Below are 17,789 nucleotides of genomic sequence, written 5' to 3'. Positions count from 1 at the left end.
GGTGAAAGCCATCACCTTTTTCTTTTTCAGCGCTTTAATATTCACGTTTCCTATGACTTGCCCTTTATGCCAAAGCCCTCACGCATCTCATTATCACACCGATAAGAAACGCGATTATTTTCAGTGTAGTCGGTGCGAGCTTGTTTATGTGGGACCTGCCTATTTGCCCTCTAAAGAACGCGAAAAGCAAGAGTACGACCTTCATGAAAACAGTTTTGAAGATGTCGGCTATAGAAAGTTTTTACGAAAGGTTTTAACGCCACTTACACCTTATATTGATGCCCATGAGTCTGGCACACTAAAAGGCTTAGATTTCGGCTGTGGCCCTGCTCCTGTACTCGCGGCGATGCTAACAGAACAAGGCGTTCAAATGAGTACGTATGACCCGTTTTACGCCAACACGTCCGATGCGTTATCACACACATATAATATTGTTACATGTACAGAAGCCATCGAACATTTTCATGCTCCTCACAAGGAATGGGCCTTGCTCAATTCGCTTTTGGCACCAAAGGGTATACTTGCCATTATGACGAAGCGCGTTTTAGATAAAGCGCGGTTTGAAAATTGGCATTATAAAAACGATATTACCCACGTCAGTTTTTTCAGTGAGGCAACGTTCAGATTTTTAGGGCAAAGAGACGGCTTAGACGTGGCCTTCCCTGCTGACGATGTTGTTTTACTGAAAAAGATCTAGAACAGAACCGTCTACAAGTAAGCTTCACCCGTATTGATTTTACATAGCTAACCCAAAGATCGATACGTAGATACGAATTCGCGCTATAATAGCGCTGTTTTTTCATTCTCTTTGTTATTTGGAAATTATGGCACGTTCAAAGAAATCTCGTAAAGTCGGCCTCATCGGCGTTCGTAAAGATCCAGACTTTAAACCTAGCGAAAACCGTAAATCAGACTCGCCTCGCCCTAAAAAACATAAGGGCAAGCCCGCTGGTAACCGCCACAATGTTGAACAGAAAAAAGTGACGGGCAAAAAGAGTGCAGAGAATAAAGACCCTCGCCATGGCAGCAAAAAGCCAATCCAGCTTGTTAAAACGGTAACGCCTACTCCAGTACAGAAGAAAAAGTTTGCTACGCCAGCACAAGAACTCGCAGCTCTTGAAGCAGATCAACGCCTAACGGACTTACTTGACAAGCTAGATGATGACAAGACCTTAACCCGTGAGCAACAAGCTTATGTGGATGAGAAAATGGCGCGCCACCGTATATTGTGCGACCTACTAGGCATAGTAGAAGAAGATGATGAAGACGACGATATGGATCCGTTTGACGATTTAGACGCTATTAACATCGACGACTTTAAGCATTAATAATTACGGGAAAGAGTCATGCTTTGGGCAGTACTTTCAGGCATTGCGCTACTAATCATTCTTGGGCTTGGGTTTTACGCAGGCAAGCTGCTGTTTTTATTGAATCAACAGAAGAAACGACAGGAAGCCGCAAGGCAGTCTCGGATTGTCAATATCACCGACAGCGTCATTGTAATAGCCAAAGCAATGGACCAGCAACAGTGCGACCTTTCAGAAGGTGTGATCCGCATTGTAAACTTGCTTAATGCACTGCCGATTAGTTCGCCACCCGATTTTAAAGCGCAGTATCCTCATATTCATGCGCTTTTTACAGAAGTAAGTGGCTTCGCTATTTTAGAAGAGAGGCAACAACTTCCTAAAAGCGAGCGCCGAAAGCAGGATATTGCCAGAGAGCAAATCGAGTCGGAATATGAGTCAAAAGTGTTAGAAGAACTTCCTGCTTTGCAGTCCTATTGTGGAAGCTTGTTGGCGGCTCAGAACGGCTAGTATTAGAGCGACAGTAATAGAAGAAGATTTAGGCTGAGTACTTAGTGTGCTCGGCCTTTTTTATTTGAATTGTACTTTTTGCGCGTTTACTTCACTGCCAGTTCGCAGGTACGTTCGTAACAATGACAGCTAATTTCATGGTCATTCACCATACCTACCGCCTGCATAAACGCATAGCAAATTGTTTCGCCAACAAAATTAAACCCCTGCTTTTTTAACGCTTTTGACATGGCTTTTGATTCATCGGTCGAGGTAGGCGCTTGCTTAAAGTCTTCCCACCTATTGATAACGGTGCGCCCGTCTGTGAACTGCCAAATAAATTCACTAAATGGCTGCGTTTGTTCTATAGCGAGAAAGCCTTTAGCATTTCGGATGATCGACGCAATTTTTAATCGATTGCGAATAATACCTTTATCTTGCATAAGTCGCTCGATATCAGATTCGCCCATTACGGCAATCTTTTCTGGGTTAAATTGATGAAAAGCGTTCTCAAAGTTTTGCTGCTTTTTAAGAATTGTTAACCAAGACAACCCCGCCTGCTGACCGTCTAAACATAACTTTGCAAACAATGCTCGACTGTCTAATTCGGGGACGCCCCACTCAGTGTCGTGATAAGCGAGATAAGTGGGGTCATTACTCACCCATCCACACCGGTGTAGCGGCTGCTTTTTCTCTATTTTTGTCTGATCACCCATGGTTAAAAATTAAATCCTTGTTGTGAAGCGGCATATTACCCTTATTCAACCCGTTTTTTCACGGTTTACACCTACATACTATGCCTGACAAATTGTATACTATCCCACCTTTATTTAAGTCAGATAACTAATAAGCAGCGGATGTATGCAGAAATACGATATTAAGACCTTTCAAGGGTTGATCCTTGCGCTTCAAGATTATTGGGCGCGCCAGGGCTGCGTTATTATTCAGCCTCTGGATATGGAAGTGGGTGCAGGAACTTTCCACCCGATGACGTTCCTACGTTCTTTAGGTCCAGAGCCTATGAGTAGCGCTTATGTTCAACCGTGTCGCCGACCTACTGATGGTCGTTATGGCGAGAACCCAAACCGCTTACAACATTACTATCAGTTTCAAGTAATGCTTAAGCCTTCGCCTGATAATATTCAGGAGTTGTACTTGGGCTCTTTGAAAGAGTTAGGTTTCGATCCGCTAGTTCACGACATACGCTTCGTTGAAGACAACTGGGAATCGCCAACGCTAGGTGCGTGGGGTCTAGGTTGGGAAGTATGGCTAAACGGTATGGAAGTGACTCAGTTTACTTACTTCCAGCAAGTAGGCGGTATTGAATGTAAGCCTGTTACCGGTGAAATTACCTATGGCCTAGAACGATTGGCCATGTATGTTCAAGGCGTAGATAGCATTTACGATCTTGTATGGACTGACGGTCCGATGGGTAAAGTAACCTACGGTGACGTATTCCACCAAAATGAAGTAGAGCAATCGACGTATAACTTTGAGCACGCCAATGTGGAAGCGTTGTTTAGAACCTTCGACGAATGCGAAGCGGAAAGTAAAAAGCTGATAGAAAACAGTCTTCCACTTCCTGCTTATGAACAGGTAATGAAAGCGTCCCACGCGTTTAACCTTTTAGATGCACGACACGCTATCTCTGTTACTGAGCGCCAGCGCTATATTCTTCGCGTAAGAACGCTCGCTAAAGCGTGTGCAGAAAGTTATTACCAAGCGCGTGAAGCACTAGGCTTCCCACTATGTAACAAGGAGGCATAAGCGTGCGTACAGAAAATTGTTTAGTTGAATTAGGTACTGAAGAGTTACCACCAAAAGCACTTAAGTCTTTGGGCGAAGCCTTCGCCACACAATTTGAAGCAGCACTTAGCCAAGCTGACTTAAGCTTTGACTCTGTAAGCTGGTTTGCAGCCCCTCGCCGCTTAGCGGTTTACGTTTCAGGTCTTGCTGAAGGTCAGGCTGACAAAGTGGTAGAGAAGCGAGGCCCAGCAGTATCTGCGGCATTTGACGCTGATGGCAACCCCACTAAGGCAGCTCAAGGTTGGGCACGCGGTAACGGTATAGACGTTTCTGACGCAGAGCGTTTGGTTACGGATAAAGGTGAATGGCTTCTTCATAAAGCCCACGTTCCGGGACAATCTGTCGCTGAGTTGTTAGAAGGTTTGATTAATCAAGCAGTAAGCAAGTTACCTATTCCAAAGCCTATGCGCTGGGGTAACTACAACACTCAGTTTATTCGCCCTGTGCACACCCTTTGTGTGCTTTATGGAAGCGAAGTGGTTAACGTTTCAGTATTGGGCCTAACAAGCGGCCGCGTTGTACAAGGTCATCGATTCCACGGCGAAGGTCGTTTTGAGCTTGATCATGCTGACAACTACGCCTCTGCATTAGAGCAACAATATGTGTTGGCAGATTTTGAAGCGCGTAAAGATAAAGTACGCCAGCAACTTGAAGACGCAGCCAAAAACTTATCGCTTAAGCCAGATTACGACGAAGAACTGCTGGAAGAAATTGCTTCCCTGGTAGAGTGGCCTGTAGTGCTGCAAGCAGGATTCGATAAGGGTTTCTTAGAAGTGCCGAAAGAAGCACTTATCTACACAATGAAGGACGACCAGAAGTATGTGCCGCTGCTTGATAGTGATGGCGCACTTTCTAACACTTTCTTGTTTGTGACGAATATTGAAAGCCATGACGCATCTCAAGTTATCTCAGGTAATGAGAAAGTTATCCGCCCTCGCCTTGCCGATGCAGAGTTCTTCTTTAACAGCGATAAAAAGACAACGCTAGAAAGCCGCCTTGAAAGCTTAGAAACCGTGTTATTCCAAAAGCAGCTTGGAACGCTTAAAGAAAAGTCTGAACGTATTTCTGCCCTATCGGCGTTTATCGCTTCGCAAATAGATGCGAATGAAACACAAGCAGCACGAGCTGGTCTTCTAGCTAAAACCGACTTAATGTCGAACATGGTTATGGAGTTTCCAGACGTTCAGGGCGTTATGGGTAAATACTATGGGTTAAACGACGGTGAAGATGCACCTGTTGCTGAAGCGCTGTACGAACAATACATGCCGCGTTTTGCTGGCGACGCCCTTCCTAGTTCTGGCGTAAGCGCATCAGTAGCCCTTGCTGACAAACTTGATACACTAGTTGGTATATTCGGTATTGGCCAGCTGCCAAAAGGTGATAAAGACCCGTTTGCACTTCGTCGTGCAGCTATTGGTGTTCTGCGTATTGTTACCGAGCTATCACTGCCATTAGACCTTGAAACGCTTGTAAGTAAAGCTATTGACGTTTACGGCGATAAGTTAACAAATGCTGAAACACAAACGCAGGTTGTTGATTTTGTATTAGGTCGCTTCAATGCCCTCCTACAAGATCAAGCTATCGCCATTGACGTTATTCAAGCCGTAGCAGCCCGTCGCCCTACTAAGCCATCTGATTATCTAGCTCGTGTCCATGCGGTTGATAAATTCAAGGCATTAGAAGAGGCAGAGGCGTTAGCTGCCGCTAACAAACGCGTAGCAAATATTCTTGCTAAGCAGAACGTCGAAGTAACAGCAACTGTCAATATTGATGAATCACTGTTGGCTGAAGACGCTGAAAAAGCGCTTTACGTTGAGCTAAAAGCTGCCCAGAAAGAAGTCGAAATTGCCGTTCCTTCACAGGACTACACGCGTATTCTTACCACGCTTGCAACCTTACGAAATGTAATCGATAACTTCTTTGATAACGTAATGGTTATGGCAGATGACGAAGCAGTTAAACATAACCGACTTGCTTTGCTATCGCTTTTAAGGCAACTTTTCCTTACTACCGCGGACATCTCAATTCTCGCGAAGTCGTAGGCTAGTAAAGTTTTTGCGGTTATTCACCGCTTAGAACATAAAGCCCAGCCTTAGTTGTTGGGCTTTTTTATAGATGGAGACGCTGTGAAAAAGTTATTAACTATTGCTTCTATGTGTATGGCACTTTCAGCATGCTCTAGCAGTGGAAGTTTTAAAATTCCAGAAATAGCACCGGAAGTGCCACGCATTCAATTTGAAAACATGTTTTTAAGAGGCGTGTTTAACTGGTGGGAGGCTGACCCAAGCTACAAGCTTCAACGTTCAAATTCAGGTTGGACAGTAGACGTTGAACTCATAGCAGACGGGCAACCTTATGACTTCAGGTTATCTGATGCAAGATGGACGCCCTCACAGAGCTGTGGAGGCAAATATAAAGGCCAGCCTGTAATGCTAGGCTCTACCGCTTATTTAGTCTGTGAGCAAGGCTCAGAGAACTTACAATTTACTCCCTCTACTACAGGTACTTATCGCTTTACTGTAAACCCTGCTAGTGCGGGAGAAGTTGCATTGGTAGTGTCTAAACTCTAAAGTAGCTATAAATTTGGCTAAACACCTACTGCGAGAAAGGCAATTTATTATTAACCTTTCTCGCAGCAAGTTTTAAAAAAGCTCCATTTCAAGTTCGACTAGCATCATTGTCCCGTTATCGCTTGTTTAGGTTTGAGCGGAACACATTTCGTCATGCAAAAAAAACGACCCTGTCGGGTCGTTTTTGAAAAAGATTTCTATCAGGTAATGCTACACGTCTAGGTTTTCTACCTTTAACGCATTTGCTTCGATAAACTCTCTACGAGGCTCTACTTGGTCGCCCATTAACGTTGTAAACAGCTGGTCACAACCAATGGCATCTTCAATGGTAACTTGAAGCATACGGCGACCTTCTGGATCCATGGTCGTTTCCCAAAGCTGTTCCGGGTTCATCTCGCCTAACCCTTTATAGCGCTGAATGTATTGACCACGTTTTGCTTCATTCATTAACCACTCTAAAGCGTCTTTGAAAGACTCTACTGGCTGTTTACGTTCACCACGCTTAATGTAAGCGTCTACCCCCATCATGTCATTAATAGCTAAGTTAAGCTCTTTCAGACGCTGGTACTCAGACGACTCGATGAATTCGTGGTCGATAATGTACTCATAATCGATACCGTGCATACGCATGATGATCGTGATGTAGTATTCGCTCAGCTCAGCATCAGTACGAATTTCATAACGGTATGTAGCACCATCATTTTCACGTTCTGTTAACTGTTCAACGAAGTGTTTTGCTACGTGCTCTAGAGCCGCTTCGTCTTTTAAGTCTTCTAGATTTAGCGTAGGCGTGTACAGCATACGGTAAAGAATTGCTGAAGGCATCTTGCGCTTCATACGCGCAATCATTTTCTCTACTGACTGATATTGCTTAACTAGGTTTTCTAGCCCTACACCACTGATGCCTGGGTCCTCATCACTGGTGTGCAAAGATGCGCCATCAATTGCAATACCTGTTAGGTAATTAGTCAAAGCATCGTCGTCTTTTAGATACTGCTCTTGCTTACCTTTTTTCACTTTATAAAGAGGCGGCTGCGCAATATAGACATAACCACGCTCGATGATTTCAGGCATTTGACGATAGAAGAAAGTTAAAAGAAGCGTACGAATGTGAGAGCCGTCCACATCAGCATCGGTCATGATAATGATGCTGTGATAGCGTAGTTTCTCTGGGTCATATTCGTCACGGCCAATACCACAACCTAGTGCTGTGATAAGCGTTGCAACTTCTTGTGAAGAAAGCATCTTGTCGAAACGTGCTTTCTCTACGTTAAGAATTTTACCTTTAAGCGGCAAAATAGCTTGGTTCTTACGATTACGACCCTGCTTAGCTGAACCGCCCGCAGAGTCACCCTCCACTATGTACAGTTCACTTAGTGCAGGATCTTTCTCCTGACAATCAGCAAGCTTGCCCGGTAGACCAGCTAAGTCTAGTGCGCCCTTACGACGTGTCATTTCACGAGCTTTACGGGCAGCTTCACGCGCGCGAGCAGCATCGATAATTTTACCCGCAATGATCTTACTTTCCGCTGGGTTTTCTAATAGAAACTCAGCAAGCTTTTCGTTCATTGCCGATTCAACAGCAGGGCGTACCTCAGAAGAAACCAACTTATCTTTTGTCTGTGAGCTGAATTTCGGGTCAGGTACTTTTACGGAAATAACGGCAGTTAACCCTTCACGAGCATCGTCACCACTGGCATTGGTCTTGGCTTTTTTATTCAGCCCTTCCTTTTCCATATAGTTATTTAATGTACGTGTAAGCGCACCACGGAAGCCCGCTAAATGCGTTCCGCCGTCTCGTTGTGGAATGTTGTTAGTGAAGCAAAACACGTTTTCTTGGAAGCTATCGTTCCACTGCATTGCGACTTCTACTGCAATGCCATCCTCCTGCTCACTGCTAAAGTGGAATACTTTTTGATGAACAGCAGTTTTCTTTTGATTCAAATATTCAACGAATGCCTTGATACCGCCTTCATACATGAAGTGGTCTTCTTTACCATCACGTTCGTCTTTTAAACGAATAGAAACGCCAGAGTTCAAAAACGACAACTCACGAAGACGCTTAGCTAAAATATCATAATGATAAAGCGTATCGGTAAAGGTATCAGAACTTGGCCAGAAGCGAATCATGGTTCCGGTTTTATCAGTATCACCAGTAACCGCTAGTGGCGCTTGTGGAACACCGTGTTGGTATTCTTGTTCATGAGCCTTTCCACCACGGCGAATACGAAGCTTCAATCGGCTTGAAAGTGCGTTCACTACTGAAACACCTACGCCGTGAAGACCACCTGATACTTTATATGAGTTATCATCAAACTTACCGCCTGCGTGAAGCACCGTCATGATAACTTCAGCTGCAGATACGCCCTCTTCAGGGTGCAACTCTGTAGGAATACCGCGACCATCGTCAGACACAGATACTGAGCCATCGCTGTGAATCTGCACAACAATCTCAGAACAATGTCCAGCAAGTGCTTCATCGATAGAGTTATCGACCACCTCGAAAACCATGTGGTGTAACCCGGTACCATCATCAGTATCACCGATATACATACCAGGACGCTTTCTTACGGCATCTAATCCTTTAAGTACTTTAATACTGGACGAGTCGTAGTTGTTCTCTGCTGACATACTAGCTTTTACTCCTCTTTCACGCTTCCATGTTCCACGTGAAACATTTTCTTTTCGTTGTATTTTTGTATAAAAGCGAGTTGCGAGGATTCTATTGCAGTAACGAAAACCTGCGTATCCATCTTAAGCAACCCATCAATAAATTGTTCTCTTTTATCGGCATCTAGTTCAGCGCCAACGTCATCAAGTAGAAATATGCTTTTACGCTGCGTTGCAGAGTTAAATAGCTTGGTTTGTGACATTTGAAGCGCAGCTACTGCCATTCTAAGCTGCCCTCTCGATAAAAGCTCCTGGGCATTCACCCCATTCACTTTAAGCCTTAGATCAGCTTTATGGGGCCCAGAAGAGGTATGTCCTATTTTACCATCATACTCACGTTTTTTAACTAGGCTTTCTGATAAAGAAACATCTTTTTCCCACCCCTTATAGTAACTTAATTCAACATTAAAGTTCGGAAGAAATTTCTTCCGCGTAAACTTTAAATAATGGAATAAGTTTATCTATGTAACTAACGCGTATGGAGGTTAACGATTCTCCCAACTCTGCGAACTTTTCTTCCCAATACGTATTTTGAGGTGCTGTAAGACTCGCCTGTTGTTTCAATAGCGCGTTGCGGTGTTTTAGAAATTTAGTGTATTGGTTCGCAAGAGTTTGGAAATCATGTTCCACGTGAAACAATCCCCAATCACAAAATCGTCTTCGTTCTGATGGAGAGCCAATAATGAGATCGGTACTTTGAGGCGTAAAAAGTTGAAGAGGAACAAGACTGACCAAATCAGAAAGCTTATTGGAGTGCTCACCATTTATGCTGCAAGTGAATGAATCATTTCTATTACGCTGAAAGCCAAGCTTTAACGCTTCACCTAACTCATCTTTACAGGAAGCGAAAACACTAAAATTATCTTTTTCATTTTGGATAACAGCGCTGTGTTTATTTGTTCTGAACGAGCGACCAAAACCCAAATAATAGAGGGCTTCGATGAGCGAAGACTTACCACTTCCATTCGCGCCAACAATAACAGTCAACGACGGCGAAGGAGAAAACGATACGGAAGTTAGATTACGGAACTGGGTAATCTGGACTTTGTCCAGTTTCATGATATCACGCTGAATATAAAAAGAAGCGATAGGCACTAAGGCTTATCGCTTCTTGTATTTGGACAGTTAAAAACAAGATGGGTTTATTAACGCTTAGAATTAGATAACAGATTACAGACGCATCGGCATAATTACATATAATGCGGCATCATCTGCTTCATCTTCAATTAGCGCACTTGCATTTGAATCTGACAAACTTACTTTCACGCTCTCAGAGCCAAGTGAATTTAAAACGTCAATAAGATAGGCCACATTAAATCCGATTTCTAAATCATCACCCTGATACTGAACGTCTACAATTTCTTCAGCTTCTTCCTGTTCAGGGTTATTGGCGGTTATCTTCAACTCACCAGAAGAAAGGTTTAACCTCACACCCCTGAATTTTTCATTAGACAAAATAGCAGCTCGCGAAAATGCTTCCTTTAAAACTGGCTTGCTAGCGATAATTTCCTTATCACCATTTTGCGGCAATACACGACGATAATCAGGGAAGCGACCATCAACTAACTTAGATGTGAAGATAAAGTCGTTTGAAAAAATACGTAGATGATTTGCACCGATTTGTACTTTAAGCGATTTATCGTCTTCACTAATTAGGCGAGATATTTCTAAAACACCCTTTCTGGGTATTATAACCTGACGAGAAGGTAATGCTGTTTCATAATTTAAACGGCAAAGCGCTAATCGGTGGCCGTCTGTTGCGACAGTGCGAATGACGTTTTCTTCTGTTTCAAGCGACATACCGTTTAAATAATAGCGCACATCTTGTTGGGCCATTGAAAAGCTCGTTGCGTCAATTAAACGTTTAAGATCGCTGCAAGATAGCTCGAACTCAACTTCTCCTTCCCAATCCTCTAAATTCGGATAGTCATTTGCTGAGAGTGTTGAAAGTGTATATCGCCCTCGGCCTGCACGAATTAGTGCCTTACTTCCGTCAAGAGAGAAATGAATATCTGTTCCCTCAGAAATACCGCGAATAATATCAAACAGCTTCTTAGCAGGAACGGTAATCTCACCTTCAGTGTATTCACCTTCCAGCTTCACACTAGAAATCAGTTCGACCTCTAAATCTGTACCCGTTAACCAAAGTGCGTCCTCACTAACTTTAATGAGAACGTTGGAAAGGATTGGTAATGTGTGTCTGCGCTCAACTGCGCCAGACACTAATTGTAGGGGTTGCAAAAATTGTTCGCGGCTTATAGTAAATTTCATCGCAGTGCTATCTCGCCTCTAAGGTCGTGTTGTTAGGAAGACAAAGTCCTAATGAGGTTCTTATAGTCCTCTTTTATATCATGACTTTCTTCTCTTAGCTGCTCTATTTTTCTACATGCGTGTAAAACAGTTGTGTGGTCCCTACCCCCAAACGCATTTCCTAATTCTGGAAGGCTGTGGTTAGTGAGCTCTTTGGCAAGCGCCATGGCTACTTGGCGAGGTCGTGCAACACTACGGCTTCGTCGTTTAGATAAAATATCAGCTACTTTTATCTTATAATAATCTGCAACCGTTTTCTGAATATTATCAACGGTTACCAGTTTTTCCTGTAACGCTAACAGGTCTCTTAATGCCTCGCGTACGAAATCAATGGTTATAGGACGGCCGGTGAAATTAGCATTAGCAATAACCCTGTTCAACGCCCCTTCTAACTCTCGCACATTTGAGCGCAAACGCTTAGCGATGAAGAAAGCTACCTCGTTAGGTAAATGAATACGATTTTCAGCCGCTTTGCGCATTAGAATGGCGACACGGGTTTCTAATTCAGGGGGCTCAATAGCAATTGTTAAGCCCCAACCAAATCGCGACTTTAACCTATCTTCTACGCCGTCAATTTCCTTTGGATATCTATCCGAGGTAAGAATAATTTGCTGATTACCTTCAAGTAATGCATTAAAGGTGTGAAAGAACTCTTCTTGAGAGCGCTCTTTGTTAGCGAAGAACTGAATATCATCGATAAGCAACGCATCTACACTGCGATAGAAGCGCTTAAAGTCTTCAATTGCGTTATTCTGAAGCGCTTTGACCATGTCTTGAACAAAACGCTCTGAGTGCATATACACTATCTTAGCATCGCAATTATTAGCGACAATACCGTTACCTACCGCGTGAAGTAAGTGAGTTTTACCTAAACCTGTACCACCGTAAATAAACAGTGGGTTATAAGAGCCGCCAGGATTGTTGGCCACTTGCGTAGCTGCTGCCCGAGCAAGCTGGTTCGATTTACCTTCTACGAAGTTATCGAATTGATACGTTGGGTTAATGTTGCTCTTGTGCTTCATCGCCTCAGGGATCGGGATCACTTTAGGTGGTGCAGACGATCGGTTAGGTTGGCTATTATAACTGTTGTTATAACCGCTGCGATCGTGACTTTGCCTGCCGTGATCATTTTGATCGTAGCCCTGCTGCTTATGATTCCCTAGGCCATTATTCATTGCATTGTGCTGGCTATGATCATTTGCATTAAAACCAGAAGAAGGTGGAACAAGCTGTGACGAAGGCTGACGATAACTTTTCTGCTGCGTATTGCCGCTATTACTGCCTGAATTAAGCGAAGAACGACTTGCACTGTTATCTTGACTTTGAACATTGGCATTAAAATGGCTGTTGTTGGCACCACTGTTTGCATTGCTAGGTGTCGACGCAGACGAAGATACGGTCTGACTACGGCTAACGCTGTTGCGACTCATGACTTCTAATCGCAACTGAGGAGCATCGTTACCGGCAAACTCTCTAAGTAGTGCGGTAATATTATTAAGGTACTTGTCTCGAACCCAATCTAGTACAAAACGATTAGGCGCGTAGAGCGCAACAACGCCACCTTGTTCTTCACAAACAAGCGGTCGTATCCACATACTAAACTGCTGCGTTGGTAATTCTTGACGCAATCTTTCAAGGCATTGGTTCCACAAGGACATGGTACGTAGTTAGCTCCCGTAACTCGCTAGAAAAACCAACTCCTGAAAAGCCAAGCATAAAGAAAGCAGGCACTAAAAAGCGCCATTAGAAGAAAATAGCGTTGGAAGTGTTGGGTAGCAGCGAGAAATTAAGTTATCGTTTTAATCGCTGTGGATTATCTTACTTTATCAACACAATGTAAATGGCGATCCCGATCGATCTTTTCGATCAAAACAACAAGCAACTGATTAGCAAGCTTTTTTCTTTTAGATCAAATCAAACTATAACGAGAAAAATTCATTCTAAATTTGTGCTAAAAAACCGTTAGATCACCTTGCTTTTTATATCTATCTCTGTGTTTTTCACAACGCACTGTGGATAACCTAACCAAATTTTACGCGTTATTCACAGACGATTTGTACGAAAACTGCGTTATCGATTAAGCTATCGATTAGAAAATGCAAAAATTGTTCACTTATTCATCCGAAAAGCGAGAATATGCATTGACAGCACGCCCCGAGATCTCTAGAATTCAGCGTCCTTTTTCGATGGGCTTTTCTGGTGAAAACACCACATTGTTCTGGCAACAGCATAATGTGTTACCAAAAACGCCTATGTTTAACTAAATATAAGTGAGACTTTGGTCATGAAAAGAACATTTCAACCGAGCAATCTAAAGCGCAAGCGTTCTCACGGTTTTCGTGCTCGTATGGCGACTAAAAATGGTCGTAAAGTACTAGCAGCTCGCCGTGCAAAAGGCCGCGCTCGTCTTTCTGCTTAATTAGAAAGACACCAAAGTGGGCGAGAATAAATTTTCTAGGGAGTTACGTCTGTTAACTCCCACCCACTTTACCTATGTGTTTGATAACGCAACCCCTGCTGTATCTCCCTCTTTTACCGTCCTAGCTAGAAAAAACTCAGTCACTACACCTCGCCTTGGTATTACACTTGCCAAAAAACGTATTCGTAAAGCACACGATAGAAATCGTTTGAAGCGATTGGTAAGAGAAAGTTTTCGGCACAAACAGCACAATTTACCTAACGTCGATATTATCGTTATAGGCAAGTCTGGCGCTGATAACCTTAGCAACCAAGAAGTTTTTGCTACATTGGACAAGCTATGGAAAAAATTAAACAAGCGTTGCGGCAACTCTTAATTGTAGTGCCTTTAGCCTTGATAAAATGCTATCAATGGTTCATTTCGCCTATGTTAGGCCAACGTTGTCGTTTCCATCCATCCTGTTCTTGGTATGCTATAGACGCATTAAAAACACACGGATTGGCAAAAGGCGGTTGGTTATCTATTAAACGCATATTAAAATGCCACCCTTTGCATGCCGGCGGATATGATCCAGTGCCGGAAAAACAACAAGATAAACACTCAAAATAAAGAGACCTCTATGGAATCGCAACGTAGTTTTCTGATAATTGGCCTCGCGCTAGTTAGCTTTTTGCTTTGGCAACAATGGCAAAAAGATTATGGGCCACAGCCTGTAGAACCCGTTGAGCAACAAGCTCAACAGACAACGCAAGGTGTACCGTCTTTTAACGATACGGGTAATGAAGACGTACCAAGCAGCGATAGTGTGCCTGCCGCACAGCCTGCTGTGGCTGCGCAGTCTACCAACCGTATTATCGAAGTAAAAACAGATACGTTAGACCTGCGCATCGATTTGCTCGGCGGAGATGTTATATCAGCAGACCTGCTAAAATTTCCAGTAGAGCAAGGCTCAGACATTCCATATAGCTTGCTTCGTTCAGGCAATGGTCTTTACGTAGCCCAAAGCGGTCTTATCGGTGCCCAAGGCCCAGATGCAAGTGCAAATGGCCGCCCTGTTTATACAGCGCAAAGCGAATTCTATGAAATGACCGGCGATACCCTTGTTATTCCATTAACTTGGAAAAACAATCAAGGCCTGTCTATTACTAAAACATTTACGTTTACAAAAAACCACTACGACGTAAACGTAAGCTACGACATTAACAATGGTACGGGCAGTGCCGCTACGGTTCAGCCGTATGCTCAGTTAAAGCAGGTTATGGAGTTCGAAGACGACGGTAATATGTTTATGCCAACCTACCGCGGTGCGGCATATTCGACAGAAGACGACCGTTATCAGAAATACTCTTTTGACGAAATAGAAGATGACAACTTGCGTGAAACTACAAAAGCAGGTTGGGTTGGCATGCTCGAGCATTATTTCGTATCAGCATGGGTGCCTTCGCAAGAACAAACGAATACGGTTTATTCACGTAACCTGAAAAATCAATATGCCGTTATTGGTGTGTTATCGCCGTCTGAAACGGTTGCTTCTGGCGATACCAAAACCATAGCTTCTACCCTTTACATGGGTCCAAAAGACCAAGATAAATTAGCAAAAATTGCACGTGGTTTAGATCTAACCGTTGATTACGGTATCCTTTTCTGGATTTCTCAGCCTCTGTTTGCCCTGCTTACTTTCCTTCACAGCTTAGTCAACAACTGGGGTGTCGCGATTATCCTTATCACTATTGTAGTGAAAGGTGCTATGTACTGGTTAACTAAGAAGCAGTACGAATCAATGGCTCGTATGCGCAACCTTGCACCTAAGATGCAACAGTTGAAAGACCGCTTTGGCGATGACAGACAGAAAATGTCTCAAGCCATGATGGAGCTATATCGCAAAGAAAAAGTGAACCCAATGGGTGGATGTTTACCACTTCTTCTGCAAATGCCTATCTTCCTAGCACTTTACTGGGTACTCATGGAAAGTGTTGAACTACGCCATGCAGACTTCGTACTTTGGATCACTGACTTATCAACAAAAGATCCGTACTTTGTACTACCTATTCTTACCGGCGCAAGTATGTACCTATTGCAAAAACTTCAGCCGACCACCATTACAGATCCAATGCAGCAAAAAATCATGCAGTGGATGCCAGTGGCAATGAGCGTATTCTTCCTGTGGTTCCCTGCAGGTCTAGTACTATACTGGCTAGTGAGTAACGTGATTACCTTGGTTCAAGCCAAAATGATTTATGCTTCTATGGAGAAGCGGGGCATCAGCAGTAAATAAACTGTTGAGCAATTAATTACACAGCCCGCCTACGCGGGCTGTTTTGTCTTAGAGGATTAAACTGTGCCATCATTTGATATTGTTTCAGAAATCAACATGGAAGAAGTGCGTAACGCAACGGACAATGCCAGCCGTGAACTGTCTACACGTTTCGATTTTCGCGGCATCGACGCCAGCTTTGAATACAAAGATAAAACCGTTGTGATGAAAGCCGAAGCCGAGTTCCAACTTCAGCAAATGGAAAGTATGTTTAGAACAGCCATGTCTAAACGCAACGTTGACACATCGTCAATGGACGTGAAGCCTTACGACGCACACGGTAAAACTTACCGTCAAACGATTGCGTTTAAAGAAGGTATTGAACAGCCCACTGCGAAGAAAATCGTAAAGCTAATTAAAGACGCCAAAGTAAAAGTACAAACAGCCATACAAGGCGAAGAGCTTCGTGTAACCGGTAAAAAGCGTGATGACCTTCAACAGGCTATTGCCTTAGTTAAAGAGGCAAATTTGGGCCAACCTTTCCAATTTAAGAACTTCCGCGACTAATTATGGAATCACTCACCCTTTCTACCGACACCATTACCGCACAAGCTACCGCCCCTGGCCGTGGCGGCGTAGGTATTGTGCGTGTATCTGGACCAAAAGCAAAAGACATTGCTGAAGCGTTAGTACCAAGTGAGCTTACACCCCGCCTTGCAACCTATACGCCCTTTGTTGACGCCAACAAAAGCGTAATAGACCAAGGTATCGCGCTATTTTTTAAAAGGCCCGAATTCGTTTACCGGTGAGGATGTGCTTGAACTACAAGGCCACGGCGGTCAGGTTGTTATGGACATGCTTATAGACGCCGTACTTGCTACCGGGCACGCCAGGTTGGCCAGCCCTGGCGAGTTTAGCGAACAAGCCTTTTTAAATGACAAGCTCGACCTTGCACAAGCAGAGGCCATAGCAGATTTAATTGATGCTAGCTCTAAGCAAGCCGCACGTAGCGCTTTACGTTCGCTACAGGGTGAGTTTTCCACACAAATTCAAACGTTGTCAGACCAAATCGTACACCTTCGTATGTACGTTGAGGCAGCCATCGACTTTCCAGAAGAAGAAATCGACTTCTTATCAGATGGAAAAGTATCAGGTGACTTAAGCACTATCATGCAAAGTCTGACTAAAGTACGTGAGCAGGCGAAACAAGGTACCTTGCTGCGCGAAGGGATGCAGGTGGTTATTGCCGGTCGTCCAAATGCGGGTAAATCGAGCTTGCTAAATGCCCTCGCTGGCCGCGACAGTGCAATCGTAACCGACATAGCAGGTACCACACGAGATGTGCTTAAAGAGCACATACATATTGACGGTATGCCGGTTCACATAATTGATACCGCAGGTCTTCGTGAAAGCCCTGATAAAGTAGAACAAATAGGTATCGAACGAGCGTGGCAAGCTATCAATGAGGCAGATCATGTTTTATTTGTTGTAGATTCCACTGCAACAAGCGTTATTGACCCTTATGAAATATGGCCTGAATTTATGGCTCGCCTGCCACAAGGCATACCTGTTACGGTAGTACGCAATAAAGCTGATCTGAGTACATTGAGTATTGGACAAAGCAGCGTTAGTACCCAGCAGGGGGATTATTTCGGTAATTAACCTCTCTGCAAAAGAAGGCAGCGGTGTAGACACGCTAAAAGTACATTTGGCCAAAACCATGGGCTTCGACACAACGACCGAAGGCCAGTTTATTGCCCGTCGACGTCATATTGATGCACTTGATCAAGCCTACAGCTATGTGAGCACCGGCGAGCAACAATTGCATGATGCAATGGCAGGCGAGCTGCTAGCGGAAGAATTGAGGTTGGCCCATCAGGCACTCTGTGAGATAACCGGTGAATTCACCTCAGACGATCTGCTTGGCAAAATATTTTCATCATTCTGTATTGGCAAGTAATGTAGGC

At 43.8% G+C, this 17,789-nt stretch carries 15 protein-coding genes and 2 pseudogenes; 12 read left to right on the top strand and 5 right to left on the bottom strand.

All coding sequences use genetic code 11. From position 1 onward, the window contains the following. Nucleotide 1 precedes the first annotated feature (1 nt). From ACX5J7_RS03635 to ACX5J7_RS03625, 3 genes are all read left to right on the top strand, one after another. Complete coding sequence (locus ACX5J7_RS03635; protein WP_498706151.1) at nucleotides 2-697, top strand: class I SAM-dependent methyltransferase; 696 nt, start codon at nucleotides 2-4, stop codon at nucleotides 695-697. Between the two features lie 127 nt (nucleotides 698-824). Beyond that, nucleotides 825-1,328 (top strand): Der GTPase-activating protein YihI, encoded by a 504-nt coding sequence (yihI, locus tag ACX5J7_RS03630; protein WP_015065839.1) that lies wholly within the window; start codon nucleotides 825-827, stop codon nucleotides 1,326-1,328. Between the two features lie 18 nt (nucleotides 1,329-1,346). Continuing rightward, nucleotides 1,347-1,814 carry a DUF2489 domain-containing protein gene (locus ACX5J7_RS03625; protein ID WP_012516533.1) on the top strand — a complete coding sequence of 156 codons (468 nt, stop codon included), beginning with the start codon at nucleotides 1,347-1,349 and terminating at the stop codon, nucleotides 1,812-1,814. An 86-nt stretch (nucleotides 1,815-1,900) separates the two neighbouring features. Here the strand turns inward: ACX5J7_RS03625 and ACX5J7_RS03620 are convergent, their stop codons facing one another. Continuing rightward, nucleotides 1,901-2,509, bottom strand: coding sequence for a DNA-3-methyladenine glycosylase I (locus tag ACX5J7_RS03620; RefSeq protein WP_474376568.1), 609 nt, complete (start codon nucleotides 2,507-2,509; stop codon nucleotides 1,901-1,903). Nucleotides 2,510-2,654: 145 nt separating this feature from the next. On the opposite strand from ACX5J7_RS03620, the gene glyQ reads away from it, so the two are divergent. The 3 genes from glyQ (at nucleotide 2,655) to ACX5J7_RS03605 (ending at nucleotide 6,169) form a co-directional block, all read left to right on the top strand. Then, nucleotides 2,655-3,560: a glycine--tRNA ligase subunit alpha gene (gene glyQ / locus ACX5J7_RS03615; RefSeq protein ID WP_012516531.1), complete on the top strand. Its 906-nt coding sequence runs from the start codon at nucleotides 2,655-2,657 to the stop codon at nucleotides 3,558-3,560. Nucleotides 3,561-3,562: 2 nt separating this feature from the next. Next, on the top strand, nucleotides 3,563-5,641 hold the full coding sequence (gene glyS / locus ACX5J7_RS03610; RefSeq protein ID WP_498706132.1) for a glycine--tRNA ligase subunit beta: 2,079 nt from the start codon (nucleotides 3,563-3,565) through the stop codon (nucleotides 5,639-5,641). A gap of 84 nt (nucleotides 5,642-5,725) precedes the next feature. Further along, a complete protein-coding gene (locus ACX5J7_RS03605) occupies nucleotides 5,726-6,169 on the top strand; it encodes a putative periplasmic lipoprotein (protein WP_015065836.1) in 444 nt (147 codons plus the stop codon). Between the two features lie 210 nt (nucleotides 6,170-6,379). On the opposite strand, the gene gyrB is transcribed toward ACX5J7_RS03605, so the two are convergent. The 4 genes and pseudogenes from gyrB to dnaA form a co-directional block, all read right to left on the bottom strand. Beyond that, nucleotides 6,380-8,800, bottom strand: a complete 2,421-nt coding sequence (gene gyrB, locus ACX5J7_RS03600) for a DNA topoisomerase (ATP-hydrolyzing) subunit B (RefSeq protein ID WP_474376571.1) — start codon at nucleotides 8,798-8,800, stop codon at nucleotides 6,380-6,382. An 8-nt stretch (nucleotides 8,801-8,808) separates the two neighbouring features. Further along, a pseudogene (gene recF / locus ACX5J7_RS03595) lies at nucleotides 8,809-9,898 on the bottom strand (DNA replication/repair protein RecF). A 111-nt stretch (nucleotides 9,899-10,009) separates the two neighbouring features. Continuing rightward, nucleotides 10,010-11,110, bottom strand: coding sequence for a DNA polymerase III subunit beta (gene dnaN, locus ACX5J7_RS03590; protein WP_015065833.1), 1,101 nt, complete (start codon nucleotides 11,108-11,110; stop codon nucleotides 10,010-10,012). 32 nt (nucleotides 11,111-11,142) lie between these two features. After that, nucleotides 11,143-12,807, bottom strand: coding sequence for a chromosomal replication initiator protein DnaA (dnaA, locus tag ACX5J7_RS03585; RefSeq protein WP_498706129.1), 1,665 nt, complete (start codon nucleotides 12,805-12,807; stop codon nucleotides 11,143-11,145). A gap of 626 nt (nucleotides 12,808-13,433) precedes the next feature. On the opposite strand from dnaA, the gene rpmH reads away from it, so the two are divergent. From rpmH to mnmE, 6 genes and pseudogenes are all read left to right on the top strand, one after another. After that, complete coding sequence (rpmH, locus tag ACX5J7_RS03580; protein ID WP_014290886.1) at nucleotides 13,434-13,568, top strand: 50S ribosomal protein L34; 135 nt, start codon at nucleotides 13,434-13,436, stop codon at nucleotides 13,566-13,568. 16 nt (nucleotides 13,569-13,584) lie between these two features. After that, complete coding sequence (gene rnpA / locus ACX5J7_RS03575; protein ID WP_015068520.1) at nucleotides 13,585-13,944, top strand: ribonuclease P protein component; 360 nt, start codon at nucleotides 13,585-13,587, stop codon at nucleotides 13,942-13,944. Next, nucleotides 13,929-14,177: a membrane protein insertion efficiency factor YidD gene (gene yidD / locus ACX5J7_RS03570; protein ID WP_012520236.1), complete on the top strand. Its 249-nt coding sequence runs from the start codon at nucleotides 13,929-13,931 to the stop codon at nucleotides 14,175-14,177. The genes rnpA and yidD overlap by 16 nt, the downstream gene beginning before the upstream one ends. A 10-nt stretch (nucleotides 14,178-14,187) precedes the next feature. Next, entirely contained in the window at nucleotides 14,188-15,843 is a 1,656-nt protein-coding gene (gene yidC, locus ACX5J7_RS03565) for a membrane protein insertase YidC (protein WP_015068519.1), read from the top strand. A 63-nt stretch (nucleotides 15,844-15,906) separates the two neighbouring features. Continuing rightward, nucleotides 15,907-16,389, top strand: a complete 483-nt coding sequence (locus ACX5J7_RS03560; RefSeq protein WP_012520233.1) for a YajQ family cyclic di-GMP-binding protein — start codon at nucleotides 15,907-15,909, stop codon at nucleotides 16,387-16,389. A 2-nt stretch (nucleotides 16,390-16,391) separates the two neighbouring features. After that, nucleotides 16,392-17,782: pseudogene (gene mnmE / locus ACX5J7_RS03555) on the top strand (tRNA uridine-5-carboxymethylaminomethyl(34) synthesis GTPase MnmE). The last annotated feature ends 7 nt before the right edge of the window (nucleotides 17,783-17,789 follow it).

It is taken from the genome of Alteromonas infernus, assembly GCF_902705815.1.
The sequence above is the reverse complement of the archived record's forward strand: the minus strand, read 5'-3'. Positions and strand labels throughout refer to the sequence as shown.